The following is a 14248-nucleotide window of genomic DNA, read 5'->3' as shown; positions in this document are numbered from 1 at the left end:
AATCATGGCGTTGCTGTCGACCGAAGCCGGGTCCGGTGAGCCCGCCAACCGCGTGCCTCAGTGATACGGATCGGCGGCGTCGCGCAGACCGTCTCCCAGGAAGTTGAAGGCCAGCACCGTCACGAGGACCGGAAGAACCGGCAGCAGCAGCCACGGGTAGAGCTGCACTGCAGCCAAATTCTGCGACTCATTGAGGAGGACGCCCCAGCTCGTCACCGGCGGCCGGAGGCCAAGACCCAGGAAGGAGAGGGCGGTCTCGCCGAGGATCATGGTCGGGATCGACAGGGTTGCCGACGCGATCAGGTGGCTCATGAAGTTCGGGATCAGATGGCGGCCGATCACGCGGGTGGGCGAGGCGCCCATCAGCTCAGCGGCCTGGACGAAATCCTCCTCGCGCAGCGCGAGGAGCTTGCCGCGCACGGCCCGGGCGAGGCCCGGCCAGTCGAGCAGGCCGAGGATCACCGTGATGCCGAAGAAGACGAGGAGCGGGCTCCAGTTCGGCGGCAGCGCGGCCGAGAGCGCGAGCCACAGCGGCAGCTCGGGCAGGGACCGCACCACCTCGATGAGCCGCTGCACCCCGGCATCGACCAATCCGCCGAAATAGCCCGCGATCCCGCCGAACAGCAGGCCGAGGGAGAAGGATATCGCGACGCCGACGAGGCCGATGGTGAGGGAGATCCGGGCCCCGTAGATCAAGCGCGAGAACAGGTCGCGCCCGAGCTTGTCGGTGCCGAGCAGGAACAGCGTTCCGGTCTCGGGCGGGCAGACGAGGTGGAGATCGGTGCGCACGAGGCCGAGCCAGTCGTAGCCGTCACCCCGGCAGAGGAAGCGCAGGGCCTGAGGCGTCCGCGTGTCGACGACGTAGTCCCGGCGGAACGTGTCGAGGTCGAGATGGGCCCGATACGGGTACACGAACGGGCCGACGAACCGCCCTTCGTGGAAGAGGTGAACACCCTGAGGCGGCGCGTAGAGGAAGTCGCCGTTGCGCCGCGCTTGGCCGTAGGGGGCCAGCACCTCCACGAACGGCACTGTGGCGTACAGAGCGAGCAGGATTAGCGCCGACGCAACCGCCAGGCGGTGGCGCAGGAACTTGCGCAGGATCAGCCGCCACGCGGATGCGCTGCCGGTCGAACTCTCGGCCCGCGCCTCCGGCTCAAACGGCGCGGGATCGACGAAGTGGCCGGCTACGGGGGCCGCGTCGGTCATCGTAAGCCCATGCGGATGCGGGGATCGAGCCAGACGAGGGTCACGTCCGAGATCAACATGCCGACCAGCGTCAGCGCGGCGACGAACATCAGAATGAACCCGGCCATGAACTGATCCTGGCTGCGCAGGGCGTCGAGGAGCAGCGGACCCACGGTCGGCAGGCTCAGCACCAGGGACACCAGCACGGATCCGGAGACGAGGTGCGGCAGCAGGTTGCCGATATCGGCCACGAACGGGTTCAGCGACATCCGGAACGGGTATTTCAGCAGCGCCCGCAGCGGCGGAAGACCCTTGGCGCGGGCGGTGACCGTGTAGGGCTTCGCCAACTCGTCGAGGAGGTTGGCGCGCATACGCCGGATCATCGCCGCGGTGCCGCCCAGCCCGATCACCAGCGTCGGCACGATCAGGTGCGCGAGCAGCGAGCGGACCTTGGTCCAGGTCCAGGGCTGGTTGGTCAGGGCCGAATCGTAGAGGCCCCCGATCGAGAGTCCGAAGTATCGGTTGGTGTAGAACAGCAGGATCAGCGCGAGGAGGAAGCCCGGCACGGCCAGGCCGACATAGCCCAGGAGCGTCACGACCGCGTCGCCGAACGTGTGCCGATGCGTTGCCGAGTAGATCGCGGCCGGAATCGCCACGACGTGCACGAAGATCACGGCGGTGATGTTGATCAGCAGCGTCAGCCAGAGCGCATCGCCGACGACCTCCGCCACCGGCTTGTCGTACTCGAACGACCAGCCCCAGTCGCCTTGCAGCAGGCCGGAGAACCCGGCCGGGCCCGGCATGGCGCCGATCCACATCAGGTATTGCTGCCAGACCGGCCGATCGAGGCCGTACTGGCTGATGAGTAGCTCGGCCTTGGCCACCGAGCCCGCATCCCCGGTGGCGCGCAGCTCCATGATCCGGTTGGTGAGGTAATCCCCCGGCGGCAGCTTGATGATGACGAAGACGAGCGCCGAGATGACGAGGAGCGTCAGCGCCATCGTCACAAGGCGCCGGAGGATCTGGACGATCACCGGACCTCCGCGCGCTTGTCGGCGCCCTTATCCCAGAACAGCTCGTCGAGGCGCTGAACACCGATCATCGCGGTGGGCTCCCAGGAATAGAGGGCGCGTTTCGGCAGGTTGATCAGGCGGTCGGCCCCGACCACCGGCTGAAGCGCGCCCGCCACCGTGCCGATCACCCAGGTGTTGCGCGCGTGGTTCATCAGCATCTCGCGCCAGATGTCGGCCTGCTTCCCGGAATCGTCGGTCTCGCGCCACGCGCGGTCGAGTTGGATCAGCCGCTGCACGTCCGGGACGTCGCAGGGTTGCCCGCTCTTGCCGCGACTCTCGACGTTCAGGCTCCAGAGCGGCCAGGCGTAGTGCTCCGGCTGGGCCGGGCTCAGCTCCGTGGGCGGCATGATCGCGGTCGGGACCGCGAGGTCGAGGCCCTGCGCGGCGACCATGATCGTCATGCCGGCGATGGAGCGTCGGCGCAGGTTCGTGCGCTCCTGGGGCTTGGTGATCAGGCGGATGCCGACCTCGCGCCAGAACTCCGTGATCAGCAGCAGCGCGTCGAGCACCATCTCGGCCTCGCCGTCGCTCTCCACGACGAGCTCGAGGGCGCGGCCGTCCGGCAACAGGCGCGTGCCGGAGCCGTCGCGGCCGGTGAGGCCGATTGCATCGAGCAGCGCCGAGGCCTGCGCGGGATCGTAGCCGGCGTTCAGGGTCCGCAGCTCCGGCGAGAACAAAGGGCTCTCCGGCACGATCGTATCGTTGCCCTCCGTGCCGATGCCGAACAGCAGCGTGTTGTTCAGCGTCCGCCGGTCGATGGCGAGCGACAGGGCGTGGCGGTAGCGGACGTCGCGATTGAGGGCGCGCCAGACCGGGTCTGCCGTGGTGAGGTTCGGGTAGAGCGCGATCTCCGATCCGCGGGCCACGGGCCACAGGTTGGTCCGGTACTGGTGCGCCTTCTCGCCCTCCTTCAGGCTCGGGATGTCGGGCATCGCCAGGCCGCGGAACATCAGGTCGGCCTCGCCGGCATTGGTCTTGGCGACCAGCAGCCCTTGCGAGGCGACATCCATCACGAGGGTGTCGACATAGGGCAGCTGCGTGCCGGCCGTGTCGACCCGGTGGTAGCTGCGGTTCCGCTCGAAGCGGAATCGGGTCGCCGGCGACCGGGTGCGCGGCACCCATCCCTGGAGGGTCGGACAGTCCGGGTTGTTCAGCTCGTAATTGTCGTCGAGGCGGTTATGCAGCGCCGCCCAGCTGCGCAGCTTCTGCGCCTTGGCCTTCGCCTCGGCCGCGTCCTTGCCGACGTAGCGGGCATGGTACGGCTTCAGGTAATGGGCCGGGCGGTAGATCAGCGGGTCGCGCGGCGCGGCGAGCGCCGGGAGGAAGGTCGGATTCGGTCGGTCCCAGCTGTAGCGGACGGTGAGCGGATCAAGGAACTCGACCTGCGGCGGCTTGCCGTCGACCAAGAAGAAGGCGGGCGGTCCTTCCGGGCTCAGCGCCTTCTCGTTGGCGACGTCCTCCCAATAGTAGCGGAAATCCTCCGTGGTGAACGGGTGCCCGTCCGACCAGCGGTGGCCCTTACGGAGGGTAAAGGTGAAGCGTCCGCCCTCGACATCGACCCGCTCCAGCAGGTCGGGCCGGAGATTGAGGTCGGCATCGTAGCCGACGAGCCGCGTGTAACCGTAGACCGACAGGTAGCGGACGTCCCGCGCCTTTGCGATCAGCGTCCGGATCGTCCCGCCGGCGGTGCCGAGCTGTCGCCCATGGGCGGTGAGATCGACAACCAGCGGGGAGGTCGGAGGGGCAGGTGCCTCCGCATCAGACCAGCCCGCCCGGGGCCACAGAACGGAGGCGCCGAGACCGGACAGGAGGGCGCGGCGGGACACGCCGCCGGCGCTCCGTCCGCGAGGCGGGGCACCTTTGCGCGCGTCCGGACCGCTCACGGGCCACTCCGCAGCGTTACCGAGGTGAGCCGCGCCGGCGAGTAGCCGGTGGCGCGGTGAAGGTCGTCGAAGGCGTGGGACCGTAAGATCAGCCCGGCCGCCTGCGGGACGAGCGCGTCGTCGGCCGGCTGCTCGAACGCGCGGCCGTTCCGGGTCCAGCGGATCGGCTCCGGGCTGCGCTCGGGTCCGGTGATCATCGCGATGGTCGGATGCGCCGGGCCGCCATGGGCGTGGATCCGGTGCCCGGCGGCGTCGTCGTCGAACAGGAGGCGCGTCAGTCCGCGCGCCTGCGCCTCGACCACCCGCCGCCCCTGGGCGACATGGTCGTCGAAGAACGCCACGGTGGCGGCCGGATCGAGCATGGACCAGTCGGCAGTGGACCAGTCGGCGGTGCTGTAGCGGGCCTGCGGGTCGCGGTACTGGAGGCCCGAGAGGTCCGGGTCGTGGCAGAAGATCCTGGCGTGCGGGCAGGCCTGTCGGATCACCCAGGTGGTGAGCCCGCGGAAGACGCCGGATTCGATGACGTAATCCGGCTCCAGCGCCCGCATCGCGACATAGAGCTGGAGGGCGCCGTTGAAGCCGCTGCCGCCGCGGCGCTGGCGGACCGGGGCGGACGGGATCAGGTCCCAGAACGTCTGCACCTGCTCGAGAAGGTCGCCGCCCGCGGGGATCCCGGCGGCCGCGAGGTCGCGCGCCAAGATCGCCGCCGCGGATTCTAGCAGCGTCGTCACCTCGCGCGGCGAGGTCGGACGATGGCTCCAGTCCGGCGCGGCCGGAACGAGATCGTAGCCCAGGCGGTCGAACAGGGGCGACAGCACCTTGCGACGTAGGCGCTCCAGATAGACGGGCGGCCGCGGCTGCATCACGCCGCCTCCGCCGCGCGGGCCGTACCGAAGCGGACGCGGTGGCCGGCTTCGATCGCCTGCATGGTGCCGGCCTCGTCGGCCCCAAGCCGGTAGGGCTCGGCCCAACGCGAGGGATCGTTCTGCTCGCCCGTGATCGCAGCAAAATCGAGCGGGTGGTCGAGGCTCGGATCGGGCACCGCCGCCAGCAGCGCCCGCGTGTAGGGATGGACCGGGTGGCGGAACAGGGCGGCGCGAGGGGCCTCCTCGACGATCCGGCCGCGGCACATCACGCTGATCGTATCCGCCATGTAGTCGATCACTGCCAGGTTGTGGGAGACGATGAGGTAGGACAGGCCCAGTGCTGCCTGAAGATCCTTGAGCAGATTCAGGATCTGCGCCTGCACAGAGACGTCAAGGGCCGAGACAGGCTCGTCGAGGACGAGCAGCCGCGGCTTCGCGGCCAGCGCCCGCGCGATGCCGATGCGCTGGCGCTGGCCGCCCGAAAAGGCGTGCGGGTAGCGGCCGAGGCCGGCTGCGTCGAGGCCGACCATCGCCATCAGCGCCCGGCAGCGCTCCCGCCGCTCGGCGGCGGGGACGCCGTGGATCTCCATCGGCTCGGACAGAATCTGCCGGACCGTCAGGCGCGGGTCGAGCGAGGCGTAGGGGTCCTGGAAGACGAACTGCACCGTGCGCCGGTAGGCGAACAGAGCATCGCCGCTCAGGGTGTGGACGTCCCTTGGGCCGGTGCCGTCGTCGAACAGGATGCGCCCCGAATCTGGTTGGAGCGCTCGCATGATCATCTTGGAGACCGTGGTCTTGCCGGAACCGGATTCGCCCACGAGCCCGAGGGTCTGGCCCGCCGCGAGGCTCAGCGAGACGTCGGAGACCGCATGGACCAGACGGGGCTTCTGCCACAGGCGGCCGGCACGCAGCGTGAAGGTCTTGCTGACGCCCTCGACCTGCAGGAGCGGACCTGCGAGCGGCGGTCGCGCCTGCACCGGCGGGATCTCGGCCCGGGCCGGACGGATCGGCGTGAGCCGCTCGCCCGGCGCCATGTCGAACCGGGGAACCGCGTGGAGCAGCGCGCGCAGATAAGCGTGGCCCGGCGTGCGCATGACCGTGTCGCGCGGACCGGCCTCCACCAGGCGGCCGCGATACAGGACCGCCACGTCGTGGGCGATGTTGGCGACGACGCCGAGATCGTGGGTGATCAGCAGGATCGCCATCCCGGTCTCCTCCTGGAGACGGGCGAGCAGGGCGAGGATCTGGGCCTGGGTGGTGACGTCGAGCGCTGTGGTCGGCTCGTCGGCGACCAGGAGGGCCGGCTTCAGGATCAGCGCCATGGCGATCATGGCGCGCTGGCGCAGGCCGCCGGACAGCTCGAACGGGTAGGTCTTCAGGGCCCGGCGCGGATCCGGGAAGCCGACCCGGGCCAGTGCCTCCTGGGTCCGCGCGTCGGCCTCCCGCCGGTCGACGCCGGTATGGATGCGCAAAGCTTCGCCGATCTGGTCGCCGATCGTGTGCAGCGGCGACAGGCAGGTCATCGGCTCCTGGAAGATCATCGCGATGCGCTGCCCACGGATCGCCCGCATCGCCGACCCCTCGGCGGGGAGCCGGGCGATGTCGGTCTCTGCGGTACCATCGCGGAACAGGATCTGGCCGCGGGTGATGGACGCAGAAGGCGGCAGGATCCGAAGAATCGCCTGCGCGGTCACGGACTTTCCCGATCCGGACTCGCCGACAAGCGCCAGGGTGCGCCCGCGCATGACATCGAGGGACAGGCCGTGCAGGGCCTCGAACGGTGCGGATTCGGTTCGAAAGGCGACGGCGAGGTCGCGGATGGACAGCAGCGGGCTCAACCAGTCCTCGCGATCTGTGGGACTGAAGAATGCGGCGCCGGACTTGTGGTGTCCATTGCGGCATCGTCGAAAAGCTCGCGCGGATCGAGCGCGCGGATTGCGGGATGCTTGAGGAGACGTAACAGCAGCGCCTGCACGAAGTCCCAGATCGCCGGGTCATGAGCGAGATGGTGGGTCAGCAGGCCGACCGGCCGGCCAGGTTCGCGAGCGATGTCGGCGGCCAGATCGCGCAGCAACGCCTCTGGATCCCGCAGCGATCGGGACCCACGCCAGTCGATCGGATCCAGCGTCGCGTCGATGCGGCAGAGGCCCGGGACGGACGCCCCGGGCACCGCGGAGAGGCCGCGATAGCCGAGATCCGGCAGGGCGGCCGCCAGCGTCGGCGCGAGCCGGTTCCAAGGGGGCACGAAAACCGGCAGCAGGATCGGACCGGGCACGCGCTCCCGCGCGAGGCGAAGGCCGGCCACGGCATCGGTCAGGAGTTCGTCGTGCGGCCGGTGCGCGCCGAACTCTGCGGGTTTCTCACCGCTGGGCGCGTGATTGCGATGCGCGAGGCCGTGAACCGCAACGCTCACGTTCTGAGCCACGGCGAGCCGGCGGCCGAGGGCGGGCTCGATTCCGGCCGGTATGGCGGCGAGCAGGAGCGGCGCGGCGTGGGCCGCAGCGAGCGCGAGCAGCCGGTCGAGGGCCGGCGTCGCGGTGGCCGCGTCGTCGTCCCGCCAGAAGAAGTGGACCTGCCGGCCGCGCGACGCGGCCTCGTTCAAGGCGCGGTCCAACGGATCCGATCCGGCGCCCGCCGCGGGCCCCCGCGACATGCGCTGGAGGTTGGCGAACAGCGCCGCCGTGATCTCGACCGAGCGACGAGCGCCTCCGAGATCGAAGCCATGGGCGTCTGGCGCCGGCGCGACGCTCCGAGCCTCGACCGCGCGGAGCAGGGTGTCCGCGGTGAGATCCGCCTCCGGCAGGACCTCGGCGATGCCGTGGGCGGCCAAGCGCTCGGCGCGCAGTCGCTGCTCGGTCTCATCCCCGGCCTCGAACGGAACCAGCACAGCCGGCGTCCTGGTGGCGAGCAGATCCGTGGCGGTGTTGTAGCCGCACTGACTCACCGAGAGTGCCGCCGCCGCCAGCAGGCTGCGGTAATCGGGCCGGGCGCGGCCGAGAACGCCCTTCGGCAGTGCGCGTCCGATCGCGCGTAGATCCGGCTCCGGGACGCCGTGCCCGGCCAGGATATGCCAGCCGAGGTCGGGCCGCCGCCGGGCGGCCTTCGCGGCCGCGCGCAGCAGGAGCAGCCCGGCCGGCCCCGACCCCGCGGCCACAAGCACACCCGCGCGCGCGGCGGCCGGGGCCGGGCGGCTGCCCTCGTCGACGTACCCGGTGTAGCGGATAATCGCGCGTGTCCGGCCGTCGAGCGGCCAGGACGCGTCGAGCGGCACCAGCGCCGGATCGCCGTGGACCAGGACGGCATCGTAGAGCGCCGCCACGCGGTCATGCGCCTCGGCGATCCGCTCCGGCTTGGACGAGGCGACCAGGATGTCCCGCACGGAGGCGAGGACGAGCGGTCGCGGGCTTGAGGCGCGGGCGGCTTCCACCAGGGCGAGAAACTCGGCGGCGAGCGCCCGGCGGCCGAACGGGAACAACTCGGTGATGACCGCGTCCGGCCGAAATGACGCCAGGGCCTCGATCATCAGGGCGCGGCGGGAATCCAGCAGCGACGCATCCGCCGGCTCGCCATCCGGGCCGAGCGGCGTCGCGAAAGCCGTCCCGGCGACGTGCAGCGGCGGCAATTGTACGAGGCGCACGCCGTCGAGCCGCACCATCGGGGCTGGGACACCGCCGGACACCAGCATTGCGTCGTGCCCGGCCTCGACGAAGGCGCGGGCGAGGGCGGCGGCGCGGGTGAGATGGCCGGCGCCGAGGAGATGCGTCACCGCGATCAGGACGCGCACGCGGACAATTCCCGTTCGCTCGCCGAGGCGGCGGCTCCGAGCCCCGCAGAGGCACGAAGCCGGCCGGCGATCAGGTCGATCGCGGCTTCCTCCGAGAAGTCCTGCACGAGCCGTGCCCGCGCGGCCTCACCCAGACACCGGCGCAGGGCCGGCTCACGGGCCAGGCGTTCGAGGGCGGCTGCCAGAGCCGCCGGCGCGCCGGGCTGGACCAGCACGCCGTGCACCCCGTCGGTGATGAATTCCGGCGTCCCCGCAAAGCCGGTCGCGAGGATCGGCAGATCCTGGCTCGCGGCCTCCATGAGCACGTTCGGCAGCCCGTCCCGATCTCCGCCGGGCGCGGGCTTGGTCGGCAGCACGAATAGGTCCGCCTCGCGCATGGCGGCGATCACGTCGGGCTGCGCCAGGGACCCGAGGAACGACACCCGTCCCGACAGGCCGCGCGCCTCGACCTGCGCCTCCAGGGCGCGCCGAGTCTCTCCGTTGCCGATCAGGTCGAGGCACCAGTGGAGGCTCGCGGGCAGGGCGGCCACGGCGTCGATCAGGTCGTCATGCCCCTTCTTGGCGACGAGTCGGCCGACGCAGAGGAGCCGGAGCGGCGCCGCGGGATCCGAACCGTCACGGGGTGCGCGCGTCGCGGGCGGAACGGGGAAACGGCCGAGGTCGAGGCCGTGATAGGCGAGCAGCGTCCGACCCGGCGCCAGGTGATCGAGGCGTGCGAGCCCGTCGCGGGTGCAGGTCACGCCCCAGGCGGCGTCGGTGAGCTTCTCGCGCAAGTCCCAGTCCGGGGTCGTCCAGATGTCTTTGGCGTGGGCGGAGAAGCTCCAGCCGCGGCCGGTCAGAAGCGCGACATAGCGGGCGACGCTGGCGGGCGTGTGAAGGAAATGTACGTGGAGATGCGCCACGTCGGCGGGCAGTTCCCGCGCGAGGACCAGGGCCTGCCCGAGCCGCCGGATTCGCGAGGCGGTCGGGTCGCGCCGGAAGTCACGGGCGAACAGCGTGAGAAGCGCCGGGAAGCGCGGTCGCCGAAGCGCGGCGCCCAAGCCGGCGAGCACGCGCAGCGGCGCGTCGCGAAGATATTCGGGAAGGTAGGCGACCGGCGCCTGGATCTGCGTGTGCATCGGGTGCCGCGCCCGATCGGTCGGGCGGCGCAACGACCAGATCTCCAGGGGCAGGCCGCGCCGTTCGAGGGCGAGCAGTTCCTGCGCGATGAAGGTTTCGGACAGCCGCGGGTAGCCCTTGAGCACCACGGCGACTCGCACGGGCTTCACGAGAACGCCCGCACGCAGGAGGACTCCGAAGTGGCGCCCGCCAGGGCCCGAACCCTGCGGGCGACCGCGTCGAGACCGTCGAGCAGGCCCGGAACCAAGACCCGCGACGGCTCGGACTGATCCGGCAGGGCGCGCAAGGCCGCAGCCATGCGCTCCGGCGCCCGGCCGTCAGCTTCCATCAGAACCCGGACGAGCCCCAGCCGCTCAGCCGCCTGCGCGCGGATCGCCTGTTCCCGCCGCGGTTCGGTGCGCGGGACAAGGATGGCGCGCCGGTCGAAGGACAGGATCTCGCAGAAGGTGTTGTAGCCGCCCATCGCCACCACGCCGGACGCCTTGCGCATCAAAAACTCGATCTCGCTGTCGAAGGTGATCGCGGAGATCCGTCCGGCGAGCCGGCGGATCCGCGCACTGAAGCGCTCGCGGGTCTCCGCATCGAGGAAGGGGCCGAATGCGATGAGGGCGGGGAGGGGGATCCCGGGATCGATCTCGTAGGCGCCGATCACCCAGTCGATGAGCGCCGCGCCGTCGCCGCCACCCCCCGGTGTCACGAGGATGAACGGGCCGGCCGCGATGGCCGGCTCATCCCGGTCGGCACGCCGCTCGGGCAGCGCCCGGCGGAGATAGCCGGTGTAGATCAGGCGCTCGCCGATCCGCGCGGCCATCTCGGCCTCCATCGGCAAAGCCGCCAGCGGCTCGTGGATGCGGCTGAGGCCGTAGACCCAGATCTCGTCGTAGAAGCGCGCCATCGTCTCGGCCGCACCCTTGCGCTCCCATTCGGGAACGAGGCGGTCGGCATCGTCGAGCACGTCGCGCAGGCCGAGGACGAGCCGGATCCCGCGGCTCGCGGCCGCTTCGAGCACCGGCATCAATTCGCCGTGGAAGCCCGCGGGCTCCTTGTCGACGATGACGAGGTCGGGCCTGAAGTCTTCGCAGGCCCGCACGATGGTCGTCGATCGCTGTGCGACCGTCCGAGCGAGGGGGATGTCGGCGTCGAGGCTCGCATAGCCGCCGTCGCGGAACTTCGTCACCGGCGGCAGCCGGACCGTGCGCACACCCGGCGCGAATCCGAAACGGTCGATCACCGGCGAGCCCGACACGATCGTCGCCCGCGCCCCCCGGTTGCGCGCGACGATCGCGTTGGCGATCGCCCGCGAGCGCCGCAGATGGCCGAGCCCGAAGGTGTCGTGGCTGTAGATCAGGACGCGTGGGGCGGGAGACGCCTCGTCCACTCGCATCAAGGAGACCGCCCCGTTTGACGGCGCAAGGATCGCAGCCGCCGCCCTCTCGCACAAGCCGGGCCGCACGGCAAACAGCGCGGTCGCTGGCTGGCGCGCCGACGGTCACGCGCGTGACGGAATGCAACTCACTCGCCAGCGAGGATGAGAATCCGCTCTGAAATCCATGTGACGTAGACGTTTGACGAGCGGCGAGACACGCCGTCTTTCCGGGGCGCCGAAGTCGAGCCCGGACCCGGAGGGGCACGCCGGAGGCGGGCAATCCAGAACCGCTGTCCGTGTAAAGCTTTGGCGCGTCGGTGGGTCTGGATTCAGGAATCCGCTGCGCGGACCCGGAATGACGGGGTGAGCGAATATACTCTCCGATAGGGAGAAGGGCACTGAGCAATCTGCCCGAGCGCGACCGGCGTCGCCGGGACTGCCGGAGCACAGCGACAGGAAGCGAAAGTCCTGGTCGGAGCGCGTTTGCCTAACGCGGCAGCGGCCGTGGCATCCGGAACGGCAGCATCAGCCGAACCAGCGGGTTGCGGAACCGGTCCAGCGACAGGCTCTCGTGCATCGCCCGCACCGGCTCGCCGCCAAGCGTCGAGGCCAGCAGCGAGCGCGCGTAGAACGGTGTGTCCTCGAAGGTCGTGAGCACCCGCGAGCGGCCGTCGTCGCTGCGGGTCTCCCGCGCCATCCGCCAGAACTTGGTGGCCGGCAGGCCCGCGGGCGCGGGCGGGCGGATCTCGCGGCGGCTGCCGTCAGTGGCGAAGCGCAGCGACAGATTCTGACCGCCGCCCTGACGGTGCTGGACATCGTACAGGATGGTGGCGCCGTCCGGCAGCTCGGCCCGGCACCACGTCCACCGCGAGAAGGCCGCCTCCAGGGGCTCGTCGCCATCGTTGGTGTCGAAGTAGCCGCTCCCGCGCCAGCGAAGGTCCGGCTGCTCGAAAGCGACTTCGACGCGGGAAGACGGTGCCATCGGCCACCAGCGGTGGCGCCCGGCCCGGTCGAGGTGGAACGGTCCCTCTGTGAAGCCCCGCGGCTCCAGCCGGATTGAGCCGCGCAGCCTGTAGGGCAGCGGTGCGCCGCGTTCGTCGATCCGGACCGTCAGCGCCGTGCCGTCCCAGGTCATCGCGCTCGGCCCGATCGCGATGTGGTCCGGGCCGCGATCGAGGCTGGCGGCGCGGCGCTCGGTCATGGAAAAGCGGCTCCGGTCGCCGTACAGGACCACGTTCATCGCGCAATGCGCGAAGGGGTCCTTCTCGGCGCTCCACGCGTAGTAGGGCGAGAACACGCTGCCGATGAACGCGATGATCGTCAGGCCCTGCCGGCCATCGTCGCTCACCGCATCGACATACCACCACGCGTAGCCGCCCCGCGCGACCGCGCCGTCGAAGCGAGGTCGTCCAGGATCGCGGTGGCCGCCAGCCGGCCCGACTGCGCCGCCATCGGAACGCCCGGGCCGGGATGGATCGAGCCTCCCGCCAAGTAGAGGCCCGGAACGCCCGTCCGTGCGCCGGCCCGCTTGAACGTCGCCGCCCAGCCCTGGGCCGCCCGCCCGTAGAGGGCGCCGCCCGTCCCCGGGAACAGCGTCTCGAACTCCCGCGGCGTCGTCGTGACCGGATCGGATGTCGATTCCAGCGTCAGCCCGCAGGCTTCGAGCCGGCGCAACAGATTCGTCTCGCATGTCCGGATCTCCACGGGCGTGAGCGGGCGGTCCCGGCCATCCGCCGGGGCGTTGACGAGCATGAGCAGGCGTTCGGGCCCGGGCGGCCGCGGCCCGGCATCAGTTCGGTCCTGGGCGCAGATGTAGACCGTCGGGTCGTCGGGCAGCCGGCGCGCGCGCAGGATCGCGTCGAACTCGGCGCGGTAGTCCCGCGAGAAGAACACGGTGTGGTGAGCGAGGGGGAAACCCGTCGGGATTGCGGTTGCGCACAGCGTCACGGCCGAGAGCGAGCGCTCGGCCGGTGCGAGGCGCTCGCCGGCGGATACGGCACCAACTCCGAGAAGCCCGGCGCCCAGGGCCGCGCAGTCGGCGTTGCAGACGATCCGGTCGGCCGGGATCCGCTCGCCGTCGGCCAGGACCACACCCGCGGCCCGGCCCCGCTCCACGACGATCTGGTCGACATGGGCGCCGTACCGGAATGCGGCGCCCCGTTCCACGGCGAGATCCGCCACAGCCCGGGCCAGCGCGCTCAGGCCGCCGTCCACGGTCCAGATGCCGGCTTGCTCGACATGGGCGACGAGCATCAGGGTCGCGGGAGCAGTGAACGGCGAGGCGCCGCAATAGGTGGCGTAACGGCCGAACAGCTGCCGCAACCGGGGATCGCGGAAGAACGTGCCGAGCGCGGACCATAGAGTGGCAAAGGGCTGGATCCGCCAGAGGTCGCCGAGACCCGAGAACCCAACCCGCTGGGCGAGGCCGGCCGGACTGGTCCGGCCATCCCGGATGAACGGACCTTCCAGCGTCCGGTAAACCTCGGCCGAGCGGGCGCAGAACCGCCGGTACCCTTCGGCCTCCCGCGGGCCCGCGAAGGCCGTGATCGCGTCGGCCGAAGCCTCGATGTCGGCGAAGAGATCCAGCCGCTCGTCGCGGCTCCAAGCATGACGCGCGAGAAGATCGGCCCGTGTCAGCGCGATTCTGTCGGCAAGGTCCGCGGCGCATTCGTGGAACAGGGCCTCGAATACCCAACGCATCGTCAAGACGGTCGGTCCCGCCTCGACGGTGCGCGTTCCGACCGGAACCGCGCGCATCTTGCCTCCGGGCGCCGGACCGCGCTCGAGCACGAGGATGTCGAGCCCGGCATGGGCGAGCCGCAGCGCGGCGGCGAGGCCGCCGATGCCCGCTCCAATTACGATGACGCGCTCCTGCGCCACGGTCGCCTCGCTTCCGGCCCTCATCGGGATTGATCTGTGAGGCTGCAAGTGTCAATAAGAAATGACACTTGTTGCTGACAACCGCATACAAC

General features: G+C 70.7%; 10 protein-coding genes. All 10 read right to left on the bottom strand.

The features are described 5' to 3' along the window. Positions 1–57: 57 nt before the first annotated feature. Positions 58–1206: an ABC transporter permease gene (locus ABIE45_RS26575; RefSeq protein WP_192707652.1), complete on the bottom strand. Its 1149-nt coding sequence runs from the start codon at positions 1204–1206 to the stop codon at positions 58–60. After that, on the bottom strand, positions 1203–2219 hold the full coding sequence (locus ABIE45_RS26570) for an ABC transporter permease (protein ID WP_192707653.1): 1017 nt from the start codon (positions 2217–2219) through the stop codon (positions 1203–1205). The genes ABIE45_RS26575 and ABIE45_RS26570 overlap by 4 nt, the downstream gene beginning before the upstream one ends. Then, positions 2216–4141 (bottom strand): ABC transporter substrate-binding protein, encoded by a 1926-nt coding sequence (locus tag ABIE45_RS26565; protein ID WP_192707654.1) that lies wholly within the window; start codon positions 4139–4141, stop codon positions 2216–2218. Before ABIE45_RS26565 ends, ABIE45_RS26570 begins: the two co-directional genes overlap by 4 nt. Further along, positions 4138–5004, bottom strand: a complete 867-nt coding sequence (locus tag ABIE45_RS26560; protein ID WP_192707655.1) for a hypothetical protein — start codon at positions 5002–5004, stop codon at positions 4138–4140. The genes ABIE45_RS26565 and ABIE45_RS26560 overlap by 4 nt, the downstream gene beginning before the upstream one ends. Next, a complete protein-coding gene (locus tag ABIE45_RS26555; protein WP_192707656.1) occupies positions 5004–6845 on the bottom strand; it encodes an ABC transporter ATP-binding protein in 1842 nt (613 codons plus the stop codon). Before ABIE45_RS26555 ends, ABIE45_RS26560 begins: the two co-directional genes overlap by 1 nt. Continuing rightward, on the bottom strand, positions 6842–8791 hold the full coding sequence (locus ABIE45_RS26550) for a glycosyltransferase (protein WP_192707657.1): 1950 nt from the start codon (positions 8789–8791) through the stop codon (positions 6842–6844). The genes ABIE45_RS26555 and ABIE45_RS26550 overlap by 4 nt, the downstream gene beginning before the upstream one ends. Next, positions 8779–10059, bottom strand: coding sequence for a glycosyltransferase (locus tag ABIE45_RS26545; RefSeq protein WP_192707658.1), 1281 nt, complete (start codon positions 10057–10059; stop codon positions 8779–8781). The genes ABIE45_RS26550 and ABIE45_RS26545 overlap by 13 nt, the downstream gene beginning before the upstream one ends. Further along, positions 10056–11294 carry a glycosyltransferase gene (locus ABIE45_RS26540; protein WP_192707659.1) on the bottom strand — a complete coding sequence of 413 codons (1239 nt, stop codon included), beginning with the start codon at positions 11292–11294 and terminating at the stop codon, positions 10056–10058. The genes ABIE45_RS26545 and ABIE45_RS26540 overlap by 4 nt, the downstream gene beginning before the upstream one ends. A 469-nt stretch (positions 11295–11763) precedes the next feature. Next, positions 11764–12624, bottom strand: coding sequence for a carotenoid 1,2-hydratase (locus ABIE45_RS26535; protein WP_192707660.1), 861 nt, complete (start codon positions 12622–12624; stop codon positions 11764–11766). After that, the gene (gene crtD, locus ABIE45_RS26530) at positions 12621–14180 is read right to left on the bottom strand and encodes a 1-hydroxycarotenoid 3,4-desaturase CrtD (RefSeq protein WP_210331657.1); all 1560 of its coding nucleotides are present in this window, start codon (positions 14178–14180) and stop codon (positions 12621–12623) included. Before crtD ends, ABIE45_RS26535 begins: the two co-directional genes overlap by 4 nt. Positions 14181–14248 lie beyond the last annotated feature (68 nt).

It is taken from the genome of Methylobacterium sp. OAE515 (genome assembly GCF_041806315.1).
Lineage (GTDB): Bacteria > Pseudomonadota > Alphaproteobacteria > Rhizobiales > Beijerinckiaceae > Methylobacterium > Methylobacterium tardum.
This window is presented reverse-complemented; position numbering and strand designations above follow the sequence as displayed.